Below are 16811 nucleotides of genomic sequence, written 5' to 3'. Positions count from 1 at the left end.
TAAGGCTAAGAAGTGGTTGTCGTCGGGCTCGCTCAGGGCGCGACGGTAAAGCAGGCCTGGCCGGCCGACTTGGCGGCGGCGCAGACTTTGTCCGCATCGGTACGGCTCGCGAGCGGCCCGACGCGAAGGCGGGTAAACGCGCCCGCCTGCTCGTAGCTCGGCTGCAATCCGCCGAGCGCCCCGACGCGCTTGGTAAGGCTCATCCATTGCACGCGCGCGGCCCCGGCATTGCCATAAGCGCCGAGCTGGACGCGCCAGCGTCCGCCGACCGCGACCGGAGCCGGCGCGGGCTTCGCCGCAGCCTTGGGAGCGGCGCTCGCCAGCCGCGTCGCATGAGCGGCAGCAGCGGCGGCCTTGTCGCCGGGGGTGTCGCCCTTGGCGGTCGGAGCGATCGGCTTGCCCGTGAAGATCGGCGCCGGCGCAGCGGGACGGCTCTTCACCTGGCCGGCGATCCGGACCGGGCGAGTCTCCGTCACGGTCGGTGTGCCCGCCGGGAAAGCGGAGCCCTGGCCGATCTGCGCAGCGAGCAGGCTGCCCTTCTGCCGGTCTTCGGCAGAGACATATTGCTCCATCTGAGTGAGGCTGGCCTTGGCCGGCGTCAGGCCCTGCGCCGCCGAGCGGCTCATATAGGCGTAAGCGCGGGGCCAATCCTTGGCAGTGAAGTCACCGTTGAACAAAGCGGTGCCGAGCACATACTGCGCCCGCGCGTCGCCGCGGTCCGCGGCCTTGCGCAGCCAGGGCAGAGCGCCGGTGCGGTTGCCGTTCTGGAACAGGAGCAGCCCGGCATTGGCCTGTGCTTCCTGATGGCCCTGCGCCGCGGCCTTTTCGAACCAGCTCTGCGCGATCTTGAGGTCGGCGGGAACGCCGCGACCGAGGCGATAGGCCTGGCCCATGTTGAACTGCGCGTCGGCATCGCCGCGATCGGCGAGCGCGCGCCATTCCTTGACGGCCTGCTCGTAGCGGCCGGCTTCCCATGCATCCACGCCGGCCTTGACGTCGGCCAGCGCGGGCGCGGCAGCCAGCACGGTGGCGAAAGCGATCGCCGCGATCGTGTGGCGCGCATTATTGGTCATCTTGTCGTCCCCCATTTCGGTCGAGATGAGAGCAGCTGATAATCGGCACTGGTTAATTCCTGCTTAGCACCGATTGCTCGCCCGTTCACCACGTGGGGGCGGCGCCTCCCGCTCGAATAAGTGCGGAGACGTTAACCGCATTTTAGCAGGCTAGCCCGCATTCGCTCCGGTGAAAGACCGAAAGTCCGAGGGGAAATCATGCGCGTTCTGGCACTGTCGTCTCAAAAAGGAGGGTCGGGCAAGACCACCCTGTCCGGCCATCTGGCCGTGCAGGCGCAACGTGCCGGTGCAGGCCCGGTCTGCCTGATCGATATCGATCCGCAGGGCTCGCTCGCCGATTGGTGGAACGAGCGCGAGGCAGAGATGCCGGCTTTTGCGCAAACCACCGTCGCCCGGCTCGCCGCCGACCTGGAGGTGCTGCGCCAGCAGGGCTTCAAACTGGCGGTGATCGATACGCCTCCCGCCATCACCATGGCGATCCAGAGCGTCATTCAGGTGGCCGAGCTGATCGTGATCCCGACCAGGCCAAGCCCGCACGATCTCAGGGCCGTCGGCGCCACCGTTGACCTGTGCGAGCGCGCCGGCAAGCCGCTCATCTTCGTCGTCAACGCGGCCACGCCCAAGGCGAAGATCACTTATGAAGCGGCCGTCGCGCTCTCGCAGCACGGCACGGTCGCACCGGTCACGCTTCACCACCGCACCGATTTCGCCGCCTCGATGATCGACGGCCGCACGGTCATGGAGGTCGATCCCAAGGGCAAGTCGGCCCGCGAAGTGACCGAGCTGTGGGAGTATATCTCGGACCGGCTCGAGAAGAACTTCCGCCGCACCGTCTTCTCCGCCCCGGGCGCCGCCCAGGCGGCTTCCTCGCCCAGACCCGCAGGCGGCTTCGGCCGCCGCGTGGTCGGCCAGTAAGAGAGGGCCGCCGACATGGCTGAACCGAAAAGCTTCGCTTCCTTGTCCTCCACCCTGCTGGCCCGCAAGGGTTCGGCCAAGCCCGCCATGCGTCCGCAAGGCTGGGGCCAAGGCATGGGCCTGGAAGATCTGGGCTGGAACGACATGGGCCAGGGCCCGGCGCCCGCGCACGCTTATGTTCCGCAATATGAAGAGCGGCCTGAGCACGTGCCGAGCTCGATCGCGGCGCTGACGCCGGCTCCGCGCAGCACGACGCCCGTCACCGTAATCGAGCCTGTTCCCTCGCCCGTGGTGGAGCAGCAGCGCGTGATCGAGTTGAGCTTCGCGGAGTCCGCTCCCGAACCGGAGCCCACGCCGGTTCCGGCCGAGCCGACCAAAGCCAAGGTCGTCGCGCTGCCGCCGCGTCCTCGCCAGTCGGCGGGGGCAAAGGCCAAGGCGGCCTTCACGCTTCGACTCGAAGCGGAGCGTCACCTGCGCCTGCGGCTTGCCTGCGCTGTTACGCACCGCTCGGCCCAGCAGCTCGTCACGGAAGCGCTCGACACCTTCCTCGCCACCCTGCCTGAGCTGGATGCAATGGCCGGGCACCTGCCCGCGTCAGCCGGCAAGCGCAGCTGAGCAACAAGGATATATCGATGAACCACAATGTTCACAAACTCGCCGCCTGCAGCGTCGCTCTCAGCGCACTCGTGGTCGGCTGCACTCCGGTTGCGCAGGGCCAACGCCCGGTGAGCCTGGCCTCGAGCCCCGCCCTCGAGAAAGACTCGGCCAAGCTCTACCAGCGGGCCCAGTCCGCCGTACAGGCCGGCAAGCTCGGCGAGGCGCTTTCCCTGGCCGAACGCACCGTCGAACTCAGCCCGCGCGACGTCGGCTACCGCATGCTGCTTGGCGATCTTTACCTCAAGAATGGCCGCTTTGCCTCCGCCGAGACCAGCTTCTCGGACGTGGTGGCGCTCGATTCCGGCAACGTGCGCGGTACGCTCAGTCTTTCGCTCAGCATGATTGCGCAGGGCAAGAACCTGCTCGCTACCGCCGAACTCGAGAAGCTCGAAGGCATCGCAGCGCCGGGAGATCTCGGCCTGGCTTATGCTCTGGCCGGCCAGCACGGCCGCGCCCGTACGCTGCTCGAAAGCGCCGCGAGCGAACCAAAGGCGACGGGACGGGTCCGGCAGAACCTGGCGCTCGCTTATGCGCTCGCCGGTGATTGGCAGAAGGCGCGGGTGACGGCAGCTCAGGACGTCTCCCCAACCGAGCTCAGCAATCGGCTGGCGCACTGGGCAACCCTGGCCTCCCCCGCGGACAGCTATACCCAAGTGGCGGCTTTGCTGGGGGTGACCCCGGCCGCCGACTCGGGTCAGCCGCTCCGCTTGGCGCTTGCCGCTCCGGAAGGCAGCGCCGTCGCTTACGCCGAAGCCGCTCCGGCTCCGGTTCAGGCTGTTGCGCCCGTTCCGGTCGTGGTCGCCGCGGCACCGGTGCAAGCTGTTGCGCCTGCTCCGGTCGTGGTCGCCGCGGCGCCGGTGCAGGCTGCTGCGCCCGCTCCGGTCGTGGTTGCTTCTGTGCCGGTGCCGGACAAGGTTGCGGCGGTCGCGGCCCTCGCAGCCACGCCGGTCACGCCCGCCGAACTCCCGGTCCAGTTCGCGGCCGCCGCCGAGGATCTCGTGAAGGCGAGCCCGGCCGTGATCAAGGCCTCGCTGTCGGTCGGCACCGTTCCGGTAGCCGCCTTCAAGCCGGCTCGCCTCGTCAAGCTCGACGCTCGCCCGGGCAAGATCGGGACCGGCCGTTTCGTCGTCCAGATCGGCGCTTACCGGAACCTCAACCAGGCAAACCGCGCGTGGGGCGAGGCCGCCCGGCGCTACGGCATCGGCGCCGATAAGCAGCCGCTCAGCACCACCGTGACCTTGCCCGGCCGCGGCACATTCTACCGCCTATCGGTGGCGCCGTTCGAAGCCCCGGGACAGGCCGCCCGCGTGTGCCAGACCATCCGCACCCGCGGCGGCGCTTGTTTCGTGCGCAGCCTGGCTGGCGACGCGCCGCTGCACTACGCCGCGCGCAACGCGCGCCGGGGGTAACCTGCCGGGCTAACTCAATCGCCTCGCCGCGCTCGCGTGAGCAGGTCGAGGCAGGCCATCCGGACCGCAACGCCGTTCTCGACCTGATCGAGAATAGCGGAGCGGCCGCGGTCATCCGCTAGAGCGCCTTCGATTTCGACGCCGCGGTTTATCGGACCAGGGTGCATCACCAGCGCGCGGGGAGCCAAGCGGTCCAGCCGTTCGCGAGTCAGCCCGTAGCGGTGATGAAAGTCGCTCAGGCCGCCGGCCAGCGCCGCATCCATGCGCTCACGCTGGATGCGGAGCATCATCACCACGTCCACCCCCGCGATGCCTTCATCCATATCGGTGTAGGCGGCAACTGCGCCGAGTTCCCCGGCCGGGGGTAGCAGGGCAGGGGGGGCGACCACCCGCACATCCGCTCCAAGCAGCGGCAGCGAGCGCATGTTCGAACCCGCCACCCGGCTGTGCCGGATGTCGCCGCAAATCGCGACGGTCAGGCCCTCGATCCGGCCCAATCGCCGTCTTATGGTCAGCGCATCGAGCAGAGCCTGGGTCGGATGCTCGCCCGTGCCGTCACCGGCATTGATTACGGGGCAGTCGACGATTTCGGACACCTTCCGCGCCGCGCCGGTTTCGCCATGCCGGATCACGACGACGTCGGGCTGCATCGCATTCAGCGTCCGGAACGTGTCGATCAGGCTCTCTCCCTTTGCGACGCTCGATTGCGCGACCGCCATGCTGACGACCTGCGCGCCGAGCCGCTTGCCTGCAATCTCGAACGACAGCGACGTCCGCGTGCTGTTCTCGAAAAACGCATTGAGCTGGGTGAGCCCGGCGAGCAGGTCCGCCTGCCGCCGCGGGCGCCGGTTGAACGCGATCCACCGCTCCGCCTCATCGAGGATGAGGTGGACGTCATCGGCGGCGAGTCCTTCGATGCCGAGCAGGTGCGGGTGAGGAAAGGAGGACATCAGTTAGACAACATCCATACACCGTCGCCCCGGGCTTGATCCGGGGCTGGGCTGCCTATCGGCAGCGACACAGCCACCTCGTTTCGGAGCGACAAGCCCTGGCCCGGGTCACGCCCGGGCAGACGCGGCAAGCTGTTCAGGCCCAGCGCTGGTTGCTCACCGCAGGTGCGTGTCCAGAAATTTGAGGTACGCCTCCGATGCGGCGATGCGGTTGGCCTTGCGCTGGAAGCCGTGCCCCTCGTCGGGGAACACGATATACTCGACCGGGGTGCCGTTGGCCTTTACAGCGGCGACGAGCTCGTCGCTCTCGATCTGCAGCACGCGTGGATCGTTCTTGCCCTGCACGACCAGCAGCGGCTTCACGATGTTCTTGGCGTGAAACAGTGGCGAGATCGCCCGGTGCCGCTCGGCGTCCTTCGCCGGATCGCCCATCTCGTCGTAGAGCGACTCCTTCATCGAGGCCCACCAGGGCGGGATCGACTGCAAGGTGCGCACCCAGTTTGTCACGCCGAAGATGTTGATGCCTGCGTCGAACACCTGCGGCTGAAAGGCGAGCGCGGCCGCGACCATGTAGCCGCCGTAAGAGCCGCCCATGATCGCGATTTTGTTCTTGGACACCCACGGCATGGACTGCAGGAACGCCTTGGATGCGACCACGTCCTTCAGATCGACATCGCCGTGGCGCTTGTCGTCCATGTGGTAGAAGGTCTTGCCGTAGCCGGACGAGCCGCGATTGTTGATGTCGAACACGGCGTAGCCGTGATTGACTAGATGCTGCACCTGCGCGTTGTAGGTCCTGCGCGCCTGACCGCCGGGTCCGCCATGGACGAGCACGATGGCCGGGGCCGGATTGGCGGCGCTGGTGCCGCGCGGCTTGTAGAGGATGCCGGGCACCTCGACACCGTCGTAGCTTTTGAACCGCACCACCTGCGTCTCGGCGAGCTGCGCCTGATCGATCGCGGGATTAAGCGCGCGGGTGAGCCGGCGCGCCTGGCCGGTGCGAAGGTCCGCAACGTAGATGTCGGTCGGCGACGTGCTTCCGTTGACGGTCAGCGCAATTGCGGTTTCGTCGCCGTTGAAGCGGACGCCGGTGACGTCGCCGGGCGGCAGGCCCTTGAGCGCGATCGTCTTGCCGGCGCGATCCTGAATCGTGAGCTTGGTCGACGCGTCGGCGTTGAGCGCGGACACGCGGTAACGGCCCGACGGGGAGTGCGACACGCTCGCCACGTCCCAGTCCGCCTTGATCAGCGGTCGTTTGGCGCCGCTGGCCAGATCGTAGGTCCAGGCCTGCGAGAACTCGCCGACCTCGTTTGTCGAGTAGATCAGCGACTTGCCGTCGGGCGTGAACTCGTACGCGCCGTAATCAACATTGCCCTGGTGCTGCGTGATCAGCCTGGGGGCGGCTGTCCCGCCGAGCTCGGCGAGGTAGAGGTTGCTGTCCGCGCTGGTGCGCGGCTTGCGCAGCGCGACCATGCGCCCGTCGCGCGACACGGCACCGATCTCGAAGCCGCTATTCTGGAAGACCATGCGGCGGCCGTAGCCGTCCGTGTCATAGGCGTAGAGATCGAAGGTCTGCGGGTCGCGCGCGTTGCTGGCGATCCAGAAGCTCTTGCCGTCCGCGCTCCAGCCCTGAAACGAAGCCTTCACCTTGGCGCCCGGGGTGAGGTCCTTCACCGTACCATCCTGCTCGCGCACGTAGACGTGGGTGAGTTCGTTGCCGCCCTGATCGGCGGTGAAGATCGTCCGGGCATCAGCGGGAAAGAAGGTCGCGCCGAAAGTCGCGTTGGTTTCCGAACGGGTGAGCGGCTGGGCGCCGCCGCCCGAGACGGGGAGCATGTAGGCGTTGAACACGCCCGACTGGTCGGAGCTGATCAGCACGGACTTACCGTCCGGCGACCAGACATGGCCGAGCGGAGAGCCGAGGCTGTAGCTGGTCGTGTCGTAGAATTGCTTGGCCGAATAACGCCCCGGCTGGGCCGAGCCTGCCTTGGCCGCCGGCTGAGCGGCGAGCGTCGGCGCCGCGCCGAGCGCGAGGAGGCTCAAACCGGCAAACAAGACGGCGTGGCGGGCAGTGCGCATTGATCATCCCTCGAAGTACGAGTCGTGAAGCTAGGCCCATTCACCCCATCGTCAAGGCGTCGATCGCGCCTTGCAGGATGTAGGCCGCCGCCATCTTGTCGACCAGCTCGGCGCGACGGGCGCGGCTGGCGTCGGCATCGATCAGCGTGCGCGTGACCGCCTGCGTCGACCAGCGCTCGTCCCACAGCAGGATTGGGCGCTCGAGCGACTGGAGATTGCGTGCGAATGCACGGACGGACTGCGTTCGGGGAGAGTCAGTGCCGTCGAGATTAAGGGGGAGGCCGACCACGACGCCCGTGACGGATTGCGCGGTTACGAGGGTCCGCAGCTTGGCCAGATCCGCGGCGAACTTGGCACGACGGATGAGTTCGGCAGGGCTGGCGAAGCTCCAGCCAGCGTCGCAAAGCGCCACGCCGATCGTCTTCGTCCCGACGTCGAGGCCCATCAATCGTCCACCGTCCGTCAGGAGTTCGCGGAAGGATCGGACGTCCGTAGTGACCACGTCTGCCGGCATGGCGGACTAGGGCCGAGTTGTGAAGCTCGCCAGCCGGGCGGCGGCATCGGCGCGGATGTTGGTCCAGAACAGCGCATAGTCGAAAACGTGGTAGTTGTTGCCCGGCAGCACGTACGGCGGCATGTCCTCCACCGTCCCGCCGATCAGCAGGAAGCCCTTCTCGTCGCAACGAGCGGGCACCGCGCCGACTCGGATCTCCGCCTCGGTGAGCTCGGCATTCGGGATCAATGTGCCCAGATTGGCCGGGGCGGGCGCCGCGCCGCCAACCGCGCCGGTGAGCGGATTGACGCACAGCATCGGCGAGCCCGCGCGCGTCTGACCATTCGGTGCGGTCGAGGCGTCGTACACGTCGGTGATCATCTTGGGCTCGGCCGGCTCGCCGAAGCTTTGCCAGGCGAGGATGCACCCCGCCTGGGCAGCTGCTTCGCAGGCCGGCAGCCCGAGCGCGGGGAGATCCGCGGTCGTCGAGATTGGCCAGCCCACCACATAGGCGGCGACGATCCGACTCGCGAACGGGGTACCGGCAATCCGCTCGCGCAGCAGCCGGGTGAGGTGCAGGCTCCCTTGGCTGTGCGCTGCCAGGATGATCGGCTTGTCCGCACCGGTTTGCACCACGAAGGCGTCGAAAGCGCGGAGGATGTCGCGATAGGCGAAATCGAGCGCCTTTTCAGCATCGACCTGGGTCGTCAGGAACGCGCCGAAAGTCGCCTGCCGGTACTTCGGCGCCCAGACGTCGCCGACGCCGTTGAACACGCTCGCCTGATGACGGACGAACAGACGCGCGCGCTTCTGCGATTCCGCGTCGTCGATCGGGGCGTTCCAGCGCGACTTTTCAAGGAACGATGTCGGGTGGATGAAGAACACCGCGGCCCGCTCTGCGGGCTCGGCAGCCTTGGCGGCTTCTGCATCCGCCTTCGCTCCCGACACGTCGGCTGGAACCGTCGGGTCGGAGACCACCGGTTCAGACTGAAAGCCTGCCGGCAGCCAAAAGGACGGGTTATTCGCGATATCCGGCCGGGCGATCCACATCGCGGCGTCGGCATAGGTCGGCCCTGTCGCCGCTTGAGCGCTTTCCTCGAACCTCACACTCGGCACGAGGGCTAGCTTGAACAATCGCTCCTCGAACACGCGGTAGCCCACCGCCCCGATCAGCACGAGCGCGATCAGCCCGGCCACAACCCACAGAAAACGCCGCGCTAGCACCTGATTCCTCCGGAAATGCATCACCGCTGCACATGAAGCGGGCAGGGCGGTTGCAAGCCGCGGGCGTCGCGGCGAGACTTCGGGCTGAATAGTGGGGAGAGCAGGCATGTCGGACAAGGCTGGGGCGCACGAGGCTTGGCCCGCACGCGCTGCCGGGCTGGCGCTGCTCGGAGCGCTGCTCGCGATCACGTTCGAGCGCTTGCTGCTCGAAGGGCCTGGAGAGACCGCCACCAATGACCCGCTTCGGCTCAGCCTCGCCTCCTTCGTCGCGATCTTCGGCTTCGTACTCGGCTTCACGCTGGAGCGGTTCCGCCCGCTCTGGTCGGCCTTGTTCGCGCTCGGCTGCGCATCCGTCGTGGCCCTCATCTTCTACTGGAACGGAACGCCCGAAGGCTGGAGCGCCGGTGACGAGTGGCGCGTCTTCTCGGCCCTGCTGGTCGTCGCGATCGCCGCGCCCCTGTTCCAGACGATGCGCGATGCGGGCGCGCGCCGGCTCGATCCGTCCGCGGTGCACGCTCATGCCTGGACCAACATCGTGCTCTGGGCCGCGGCCTGGGCTTTCACGCTGATCACCTTCCTTCTGGCACACCTCCTGGCCGAGTTGTTCAACCTGATCGGGATTGACCTGCTCCGCCGCGCGATGCGCGAAGGCTGGTTCGTCGCCGGGATCATCGGTGCGGCGCTGGGCGGCGCGATCGGGCTGCTGCGCGATCGGGACAAGGTCCTCGGCAATCTCCAGCGCGTGGTGACGACAGTGCTGTCCGTGCTGGCGCCGGTGCTGGCGGTGGGGCTGGTGCTGTTCGTGGCCGCACTTCCGTTCACCGGGCTGACGCCTTTGTGGGACAAGACCAGCGCGACCACGCCGATCCTGCTGCTCGCCATCGCCGGCGCGCTGGTGCTGGCCAACGCCGTGATCGGCAACAGCGCCGAGGAGGAAGCGAAGGGCAGGCTGCTCCGCCTCAGCGCTATGGCGCTCGGGGCCGTGATGCTGCCGCTCGCCATCGTCGCCGCGATCTCTACCTGGCTGCGGATCGAGCAGCATGGTCTGACGCCCGAACGGCTGTGGGCGGCCGTATTCGTAACCGTCGTGCTGGCGATCGCGGGCACCTACCTCTGGACGGTCGCACGCGGCCGGCTCGGCTGGAGCGAGCGGGCGCGTCCCGCTAATGTGAAACTCGCCCTCGCCATCTCGGCGGTCGCACTCGTACTCGCGACCCCCCTGGTCAACTTCGGCGCGATCGCAACCCGCGACCAGCTTGCCCGGCTCGAAGCGGGCAGGATCACGCCCGACCGGTTCGACTGGGCGGCCTTGCGCTTCGATTTCGGGCCGTCGGGGCGCGAGGCGCTCACTCGGCTCAGCCGCTCAGGTCCCGACGTGTGGCAGGCGCAGGCGCGGCAGGCGCTCGCGATCGAGGATCGCTGGGCGGCGCGCGAAACCATGCGCGTGGGGCAGCAGGCACGCGATCTCGCTGGCACCGTTCGCGTAATCCCAAGCCAGATGCCGTTGCCGACTGCGCTGGTGGATGCCGTTGCGCGCGAGCGGGTCTGCTCGGTTGGGCCATGCACGATAGCTTGGGACCGCGGCGCCCCGACGGCCGTTGCGGTCGGCCTGCCTTGCGAGAGTTGTCAGGCAGTGGCCAGCCGGTTCGAATTCGATGGAAGGGGCGCTTGGCAGCGGGTGCAAGGAACGGGCGACATCGTGACCGGCAAGCCCGCTTCCGCCCAACAGCAGCGCCAGGCGCTCGATCGTGGGCAGGTGGAGATCAGGACCGTCCAGCGCCAGCAAGTCTATCTTGGCGGCGAACCGGTCGGGACAGCGTTCGAGTAAGGCATCCTTGAAGCAACCGGGGGCGGGTGCTAGCGCGCCCGCCCATGTCCGTCGACACCGCCACTGTGCGCCACATCGCCAAGCTCGCCCGCATCGCCGCCACGGACGCCGAGGTCGACGCGCTCGTGCCCGAGCTCAACAACATCCTCGGCTGGATCGAGCAATTGCAGGAAGTGGACGTGACCGGGATCGAGCCGATGACGGCTGTGATCCCGAACAGCCTGAGGCTGCGCGACGACAAGGTAACCGACGGCGGCATCCGCGACGCGGTGCTCGCCAACGCGCCGGTCGCGGAACACGGCTTCTTCGCGGTGCCCAAGGTGATCGAATAGTGGCCGGCATCACCGACCTTGGCGTCGCCGCGATCCGCGACGGATTTCGCAATGGCGACTTCTCCGCCCGGGAAGTGGCCAGTGTGTTCAACGACGCCGTCGCGAAGGCCAAGGGCCTGAACGCCTTCGTGATCGAAACTCCGGAGCATGCGCTCGCTGCCGCCGACGCCGCCGATCAGGCCCGCGCGTCCGGGGATTCCAAGCCGCTGTCCGGCGTCCCGCTCGGCATCAAGGACCTGTTCGCCACCAAGGGCTTTCAGACCACGGCGGGCAGCCACATGCTCGGCGGCTTCGAACCGGTTTACGAGAGCACCGTCAGCGGCAAGCTGTTTGCCGCCGGTGCCGGTATGCTCGGCAAGCTCAACATGGACGAGTTTGCAATGGGTTCGTCCAACGAGACGAGCTACTATGGCAACGTCATCTCGCCCTGGCGGCGGGCGGACGGCGGCAACGCGGCGCTGACGCCGGGCGGCTCCTCCGGCGGTTCGGCGGCAGCAGTGGCGGCGCGGATCGCTCCGGGCGTGACCGGCACCGACACCGGCGGCTCGATCCGCCAGCCGGCCGCTTTCACCGGCATCACCGGCATCAAGCCCACCTACGGCCGCTGCTCGCGCTGGGGCATCGTCGCCTTCGCCTCGTCGCTCGACCAAGCCGGGCCGATGGCGCGCGACGTGCGCGATTGCGGGATCCTGCTCGAAGCGATGGCCGGCTTCGATCCGAAGGACTCGACCTCGCTCGATCTTCCCGTCCCGCAGTGGGAAGCGAACCTCTCCGCGGACCTGCGCGGCAAGCGGATCGGCGTTCCCAAGGAATATCGGATCGAGGGCGTTCCTGCCGAGATCGACCGCGTGTGGGAGCAGGGCATCGCCTGGATGCGCGATGCCGGCGCCGAGATCGTCCAGGTCTCGCTGCCGCATACCAAATATGCGCTGCCGACCTACTACATCATCGCGCCCGCCGAAGCCTCGTCCAACCTCGCGCGCTATGACGGGGTCAAATACGGCCTGCGCGAACTGCCGCCCAAGGAGATGGGCAGCGGCGGGCTCGCCGACATGTACAACGCCACCCGCGCCGCCGGCTTCGGGGCCGAGGTCAAGCGCCGCATCATGATCGGTACTTATGTCTTGTCCGCAGGCTTTTACGACGCGTACTTCAACCAGGCGCAGAAGGTGCGTGCGCTGATCGCCCGCGATTTCGAGCGGGTCTGGGAGCATTGCGATTTGCTCCTCACCCCCACCGCGCCCTCCGCCGCCTTCGCGCTCGGCGAGAAGGCGGACGATCCGATCGCCATGTACCTGAACGACGTGTTCGCGGTCCCGGCCAGCCTCGCCGGCCTCCCTGCGATGTCCGTTCCCGCCGGCCTCAACGACCAGGGCCTCCCGCTCGGCCTCCAGCTCGTCGGCCGCGCGCTCGACGAGCAGGGCGTCCTCAACGCCGGCCTCGCGCTGGAGCAGCGCGCCGGCTTCACGTCACGTCCGGAGGCTTGGTGGTGAGCGACTATCGCATCCAGGGCGCCACCGGCGAGTGGGAGGTCGTGATCGGCCTGGAGGTTCACGCGCAGGTGACCTCCGCCGCCAAGCTCTTCTCCGGCGCGTCGACCGCGTTTGGTGCGGAGCCGAATACGCAGGTGAGCCTTGTCGACGCGGCCATGCCCGGCATGCTGCCGGTGCCGAACCGTGAGTGCGTGCGGCAGGCGGTGCGGACCGGGATGGCTTTGGAAGCCAAGATCAATCCCTGGTCGCGGTTTGATCGGAAGAACTATTTCTACGCGGATCTGCCCCAAGGCTATCAGATCAGCCAGCTTTACCACCCGATAGTTGGCGAGGGACAGATCGAGATCCTGCTCGACGACAAGGACGAGGGCTCGGCCAAGACGGTCGGCATCGAGCGCATCCATATCGAGCAAGATGCGGGCAAGCTGATGCACGATCAGCATCCCAGTTTCTCCTATGTGGACTTGAACCGTTCGGGCGTGGCGCTGATGGAGATCGTGTCCAAGCCGGACATGCGTTCTCCTGAAGAAGCAGGCGCTTACGTGCGCAAGCTGCGATCCATTCTGCGCTATGTGGGCTCCTGCGACGGCAATATGGAGCAGGGCTCGATGCGCGCTGACGTCAACGTCTCGGTGCGCAAGCCCGGCGATGCGTTCGGCACCCGCACCGAGACCAAGAACGTCAACTCGGTCCGCTTCATCATGGCCGTGATCGAGCATGAAGCGAACCGTCAGGTCGACGTGCTGGAGAGCGGCGGGGAGATCGTCCAGGAAACCCGGCTGTGGGACCCGGACAGGAGCGAGACGCGCTCGTTGCGCTCCAAGGAAGACGCGCACGACTACCGCTACTTCCCGGACCCGGACCTGCTCCCGCTGGTGCTGGACGATGCCTTCCTGACCGATTGCCGCGACAGCCTGCCCGAACTCCCCGACGCCAAGCGCCGCCGCTACGAACGTGAGCTCGGCCTGTCCGCCTACAATGCCGCCGTTCTCACCGCCGAGGTGGAGACCGCCCGCTGGTTCGAACGCCTGCTCGCCGCGACCGGCAAGTCCGGCGCCGAGATCGGCCGCGCCGCGTCCAACTGGGTCATCTCCGACCTGTTCGGCGCGCTCAACCGGCTCGGGCGGACGATCACGGACAGCCCGGTCAGTCCCGAACAGGGCGCCGAACTGCTCCGGCTGGTCGCCGACGGGACGCTCTCCGGAACCCTGTCCAAGCAGGTGTTCGAGATCATGCTCGAAACCGGGCAGGACCCCGCGGCGATCGTCGAGGAGCGCGGCCTCAAGCAGACCAGCGACACCGGCGCGATCGAGAAGGTGATTGCCGGCGTCATGGCGGCAAACGCCGACAAGGTCGCCGAATATCGCGCCGGCAAGGACAAATTGTTCGGCTTCTTCGTCGGCCAGACGATGAAGGCGATGGCCGGCAAGGGAAATCCAGCGGTGGTCAACGAGCTGCTCAGGAAGGCGCTGGGCTAGGGCTCGCAGCTCCTTTGTCGGCCCGGACTTGATCCGGGCCATGGCTCGCTTGGTCCGCGGCCGAAACGCGGCCTAGCCCCGTGCCGATCCCGGGCGACGAAAAGGCAAGGATCACGGGAACCGTTCGGGCCCGCGCGACCTTTCCGCTCCGAAACTGCACGAACGGAGCGGGCAATGGACGATCAGCGCGTATGGGCCTTTGAAGAGAGCCTCTGGACGGCGACCCCGGAGCATTATCAGGAATCGATCGACGAAAATTACCTGCTGGTCGTCCCGACCCATCCGCATGTGCTGAGCGGCCAGGATGCGATCGAAGCGGTGAAGAACACGCCGCGCTGGACGAATGTCGCCTTTTCCGAGCAGAAGGTGTCTCGCCCGCAGGACGGCCTGATCGTCGTCGCCTACAAGGTCGACGCCGGCCGCAACGGCGCGGCGCCATACACTGCCTTTTGCTCGTCGGTTTATCGGCGCATCGAGCATGACAATTGGAAGGTGGTGCAGCACCAGCAGACGCCGCAGCTGACCAGCGGCAGCTGAGCGGCGGCAGGGCTAGGGACCCGAACGCGGCGTTCGGCGTTCGAACTTCATGCTGAAGTCGATACGTTCCTTGTTCGCATCCCGAAAACCCGCGGCGCCCGTGGTGGAGGCGGCACGGCCAGTCGTGACGGCACCCATCGGTGAGGCCGCTCCGGTCCCCCAGACCGCGCCCGACACGGTGCCCGCCGGGCCGGCGGCAAGCACGCCTCGTTCAGCCGAGCCGCGGACGCCCCGCGAGCCTGCCGTCACTTCGGAGCCGCCAGTGGCCAGGGAGCCCGCACTAACCTACTCGTAAGCTTGATATTTCGCGAGGTCTGCGGCAGGAACTCGCGACTGGTATGGACGGAGTGCTTATGGCGTCGCGTGCCCTGTTTGCCCTCGCCGGGGCTTCCGCCCTGCTCGCCGGCTGCGTTTCGACGCGCCAGGTGGCCGACGTCGAGTTCCAGCCGCCGCAGGGAAATTACAGCCTGATCGTGATGCGCCCGGACGTGGCTGTCGGCTCGCTGACCACCGGGGGACTGGTCGAGCCGCGCGCGGACTGGACCGAGCAGGCGCGCGCCAACCTTCTCGGCGCGCTGCGGCAGCAACAGGCGGGCCGCGGCGGCAGGACGGTGATCGCCGAGACCCGGGAATCGATCCATGGCGTCGATCCGACGCTGGTCGCCGATCTGGAGCGGCTCCACGGCGCGGTCGGCAATTCGATCGCGCTCCACAAATATCTCGGCGCCGAGCTGCCGACCAAGCGGCGCGGGATCGATTGGACGCTCGGCCAGGACGCGGTCAAGCTCGGCCGCGCGACCGGCATGGACTATGCCTTGTTCCTTTACGCGCAGGACAGCATCGCGTCTGGTGGCCGGGTGGCGATGCAGGTGCTCGGCATCGCCGGTTGCTTTGTCGGCTTCTGCGCGCCTCAAGGCGGCGGGGGCCAGACCGCCTATGCCTCGCTGGTCGATCTCAGGACGGGCAACGTGGTCTGGTTCAACGTGCTCCAGACCAACAGCCAGCTGCCCGGCGTCACTTTCGGAGACATCCGCACGCCCGAGGGCTCGGCGCAGATGGTGGAGCGTCTGCTCGGCCGCATGCGGGCCGGCCGCAACGTCCGGAGTGGCGCGCGATGAACGCTCAACTTTCCCGCCGCGCCGTGCTTGGAGGCTTCGGCTGCGCCTGCTGCGCCGGGCTCGCCGGCACGGCCGAGGCGCGCATCCGCCCGGCCGACATGAAGCCACTGATCGATGCCAGTCACCGCCCGACCGACACGGACGAGAAAGGCCTGTGGCAGCAATATGAGCGGATCGAGCGCGACATCGCCGATTCGAACCTGCTCATCCAGGACAAGGCTCTCACCGGATATCTCGGCGACATCGTCGGGCGGGTCGGCGGGCCGGCGGCGAAGGACATGCGCGTCTATCTAGCGCACATTCCCGAATTCAACGCTTTCATGGCGCCCACCGGCTTCATGGTCGTCTTCTCGGGGCTCCTCACCCGCATGCGCGACGAGGCGCAGCTGTCGGGCGTGATCGCGCACGAGGCCGGGCATTTCCTGCGCCGCCACCATATCCGCGGCTGGCGCGATCTTCGCCGCAAGACCGACGCTTTCTCGATTCTCGCCATGGGCGCGGGCGTCGGCGGCGCGGCCGGCGGCGTGTATCTCGGCGATGCCGTGCAGCTGGCGCAGTTCGGCACCATCTTCTCGCTCCTCTCCTACAGCCGCGAACTGGAGGCGGAAGCGGATGCGCTCGGCCTGAAGCTGATCGCGGAGGCCGGCTACGACCCGCTCGCCATGTCCGGCATCTGGCAGCAGCTCCTCGATGAGCAGAAGGCCAGCGCCCGGGTACGGCGCAAGCGCGTGCGCCGCGACGCCTCGATTTTCCAGACCCACCCCGCTCCCGAATCCCGCATGGTCGATTTGCGCGCCTCGGCCGCCGAAGTGAAGGGCGGCACCGGCGAGGCGGCGCGCGGCCGGGCGCGCTATCTCCAGGCGCTCGCCCCGATCCGGGCGACCCTGCTCGACGATCAGGTCAAGCTCAACGATCCGGGCGCCAGCCTCTACATCATCGAGAACCTCGCCAAGGACGGCTGGACCGGGCTGCTGCGCTTCTACGAGGCGGAGGTCTGGCGCCTGCGCGGCGAGAAGGGCGACGACGCCAAGGCCGCGGCCGGCTATGCTGCCGCGGTCGCCTTTCCGGACGCCCCGCCGGAGGCGTGGCGCATGCACGGCTATGCCCAGCTCAAGGCCGGCAAGCGCGATGAGGGCAAGGCGGCGCTCGGCCGCTACCTCGCACTCGCGCCACAGGCCAAGGACGCGCCAATGGTGCGCTATTCGCTCGCGCAATGAGGTCGCAG

Annotated in this window: 16 protein-coding genes; 10 read left to right on the top strand and 6 right to left on the bottom strand. The window is 67.7% G+C overall.

Annotated elements, in window-relative coordinates; all coding sequences use genetic code 11:
• Nucleotides 1-32: 32 nt before the first annotated feature.
• Nucleotides 33-1073, bottom strand: coding sequence for an SPOR domain-containing protein (locus VF631_RS02505; protein WP_431848688.1), 1041 nt, complete (start codon nt 1071-1073; stop codon nt 33-35).
• A 198-nt stretch (nt 1074-1271) separates the two neighbouring features.
• Here VF631_RS02505 and VF631_RS02500 point away from each other — a divergent pair, with 198 nt between their 5' ends.
• The 3 genes from VF631_RS02500 to VF631_RS02490 are packed head-to-tail and all read left to right on the top strand — an operon-like array spanning nt 1272 to nt 4054.
• Nucleotides 1272-1988, top strand: coding sequence for an AAA family ATPase (locus VF631_RS02500; RefSeq protein ID WP_431848687.1), 717 nt, complete (start codon nt 1272-1274; stop codon nt 1986-1988).
• Between the two features lie 15 nt (nt 1989-2003).
• On the top strand, nt 2004-2603 hold the full coding sequence (locus VF631_RS02495) for a hypothetical protein (RefSeq protein WP_431848686.1): 600 nt from the start codon (nt 2004-2006) through the stop codon (nt 2601-2603).
• A 17-nt stretch (nt 2604-2620) separates the two neighbouring features.
• Entirely contained in the window at nt 2621-4054 is a 1434-nt protein-coding gene (locus VF631_RS02490) for an SPOR domain-containing protein (RefSeq protein ID WP_431848685.1), read from the top strand.
• Between the two features lie 14 nt (nt 4055-4068).
• Here the strand turns inward: VF631_RS02490 and VF631_RS02485 are convergent, their stop codons facing one another.
• The 4 genes from VF631_RS02485 to VF631_RS02470 form a co-directional block, all read right to left on the bottom strand.
• The gene (locus tag VF631_RS02485; protein ID WP_431848713.1) at nt 4069-5007 is read right to left on the bottom strand and encodes an aspartate carbamoyltransferase catalytic subunit; all 939 of its coding nucleotides are present in this window, start codon (nt 5005-5007) and stop codon (nt 4069-4071) included.
• A gap of 153 nt (nt 5008-5160) precedes the next feature.
• A complete protein-coding gene (locus VF631_RS02480) occupies nt 5161-7083 on the bottom strand; it encodes an alpha/beta fold hydrolase (protein WP_431848684.1) in 1923 nt (640 codons plus the stop codon).
• A gap of 40 nt (nt 7084-7123) precedes the next feature.
• On the bottom strand, nt 7124-7597 hold the full coding sequence (gene ruvX, locus VF631_RS02475; RefSeq protein WP_431848683.1) for a Holliday junction resolvase RuvX: 474 nt from the start codon (nt 7595-7597) through the stop codon (nt 7124-7126).
• A 6-nt stretch (nt 7598-7603) separates the two neighbouring features.
• A complete protein-coding gene (locus VF631_RS02470; protein ID WP_431848682.1) occupies nt 7604-8821 on the bottom strand; it encodes a DUF3089 domain-containing protein in 1218 nt (405 codons plus the stop codon).
• An 85-nt stretch (nt 8822-8906) separates the two neighbouring features.
• On the opposite strand from VF631_RS02470, the gene VF631_RS02465 reads away from it, so the two are divergent.
• From VF631_RS02465 to VF631_RS02445, 5 genes are all read left to right on the top strand, one after another.
• Nucleotides 8907-10628: a DUF4153 domain-containing protein gene (locus tag VF631_RS02465; protein ID WP_431848681.1), complete on the top strand. Its 1722-nt coding sequence runs from the start codon at nt 8907-8909 to the stop codon at nt 10626-10628.
• Nucleotides 10629-10672: 44 nt separating this feature from the next.
• The gene (gatC, locus tag VF631_RS02460) at nt 10673-10960 is read left to right on the top strand and encodes an Asp-tRNA(Asn)/Glu-tRNA(Gln) amidotransferase subunit GatC (protein ID WP_431848680.1); all 288 of its coding nucleotides are present in this window, start codon (nt 10673-10675) and stop codon (nt 10958-10960) included.
• Nucleotides 10960-12453 (top strand): Asp-tRNA(Asn)/Glu-tRNA(Gln) amidotransferase subunit GatA, encoded by a 1494-nt coding sequence (gene gatA, locus VF631_RS02455; protein WP_431848679.1) that lies wholly within the window; start codon nt 10960-10962, stop codon nt 12451-12453. The genes gatC and gatA overlap by 1 nt, the downstream gene beginning before the upstream one ends.
• Nucleotides 12444-13931 (top strand): Asp-tRNA(Asn)/Glu-tRNA(Gln) amidotransferase subunit GatB, encoded by a 1488-nt coding sequence (gene gatB / locus VF631_RS02450; protein WP_431848678.1) that lies wholly within the window; start codon nt 12444-12446, stop codon nt 13929-13931. The genes gatA and gatB overlap by 10 nt, the downstream gene beginning before the upstream one ends.
• A 174-nt stretch (nt 13932-14105) precedes the next feature.
• Nucleotides 14106-14468, top strand: a complete 363-nt coding sequence (locus VF631_RS02445) for a DUF4440 domain-containing protein (RefSeq protein ID WP_431848677.1) — start codon at nt 14106-14108, stop codon at nt 14466-14468.
• A gap of 12 nt (nt 14469-14480) precedes the next feature.
• Here the strand turns inward: VF631_RS02445 and VF631_RS02440 are convergent, their stop codons facing one another.
• The gene (locus tag VF631_RS02440) at nt 14481-14717 is read right to left on the bottom strand and encodes a hypothetical protein (RefSeq protein WP_431848676.1); all 237 of its coding nucleotides are present in this window, start codon (nt 14715-14717) and stop codon (nt 14481-14483) included.
• A 104-nt stretch (nt 14718-14821) separates the two neighbouring features.
• On the opposite strand from VF631_RS02440, the gene VF631_RS02435 reads away from it, so the two are divergent.
• Together VF631_RS02435 and VF631_RS02430 are read left to right on the top strand one after the other, a co-directional pair.
• Nucleotides 14822-15586, top strand: a complete 765-nt coding sequence (locus VF631_RS02435) for a hypothetical protein (protein ID WP_431848675.1) — start codon at nt 14822-14824, stop codon at nt 15584-15586.
• Entirely contained in the window at nt 15583-16803 is a 1221-nt protein-coding gene (locus tag VF631_RS02430) for a M48 family metallopeptidase (RefSeq protein WP_431848674.1), read from the top strand. Before VF631_RS02435 ends, VF631_RS02430 begins: the two co-directional genes overlap by 4 nt.
• The last annotated feature ends 8 nt before the right edge of the window (nt 16804-16811 follow it).

The sequence above is a fragment of the Allosphingosinicella sp. genome (genome assembly GCF_036387615.1).
Classification (GTDB): domain Bacteria; phylum Pseudomonadota; class Alphaproteobacteria; order Sphingomonadales; family Sphingomonadaceae; genus Allosphingosinicella.
This window is presented reverse-complemented; position numbering and strand designations above follow the sequence as displayed.

What these genes read in the sequence shown, in the direction of transcription:
- VF631_RS02505 (WP_431848688.1), bottom strand. Translation starts at nt 1,073, where the DNA reads ATGACCAATAATGCGCGCCACACGATCGCGGCGATCGCTTTCGCCACC.
- VF631_RS02500 (WP_431848687.1), top strand. Translation starts at nt 1,272, where the DNA reads ATGCGCGTTCTGGCACTGTCGTCTCAAAAAGGAGGGTCGGGCAAGACC.
- VF631_RS02495 (WP_431848686.1), top strand. Translation starts at nt 2,004, where the DNA reads ATGGCTGAACCGAAAAGCTTCGCTTCCTTGTCCTCCACCCTGCTGGCC.
- VF631_RS02490 (WP_431848685.1), top strand. Translation starts at nt 2,621, where the DNA reads ATGAACCACAATGTTCACAAACTCGCCGCCTGCAGCGTCGCTCTCAGC.
- VF631_RS02480 (WP_431848684.1), bottom strand. Translation starts at nt 7,083, where the DNA reads ATGCGCACTGCCCGCCACGCCGTCTTGTTTGCCGGTTTGAGCCTCCTC.
- ruvX (WP_431848683.1), bottom strand. Translation starts at nt 7,597, where the DNA reads ATGCCGGCAGACGTGGTCACTACGGACGTCCGATCCTTCCGCGAACTC.
- VF631_RS02470 (WP_431848682.1), bottom strand. Translation starts at nt 8,821, where the DNA reads ATGCATTTCCGGAGGAATCAGGTGCTAGCGCGGCGTTTTCTGTGGGTT.
- VF631_RS02465 (WP_431848681.1), top strand. Translation starts at nt 8,907, where the DNA reads ATGTCGGACAAGGCTGGGGCGCACGAGGCTTGGCCCGCACGCGCTGCC.
- gatC (WP_431848680.1), top strand. Translation starts at nt 10,673, where the DNA reads ATGTCCGTCGACACCGCCACTGTGCGCCACATCGCCAAGCTCGCCCGC.
- VF631_RS02445 (WP_431848677.1), top strand. Translation starts at nt 14,106, where the DNA reads ATGGACGATCAGCGCGTATGGGCCTTTGAAGAGAGCCTCTGGACGGCG.
- VF631_RS02435 (WP_431848675.1), top strand. Translation starts at nt 14,822, where the DNA reads ATGGCGTCGCGTGCCCTGTTTGCCCTCGCCGGGGCTTCCGCCCTGCTC.
- VF631_RS02430 (WP_431848674.1), top strand. Translation starts at nt 15,583, where the DNA reads ATGAACGCTCAACTTTCCCGCCGCGCCGTGCTTGGAGGCTTCGGCTGC.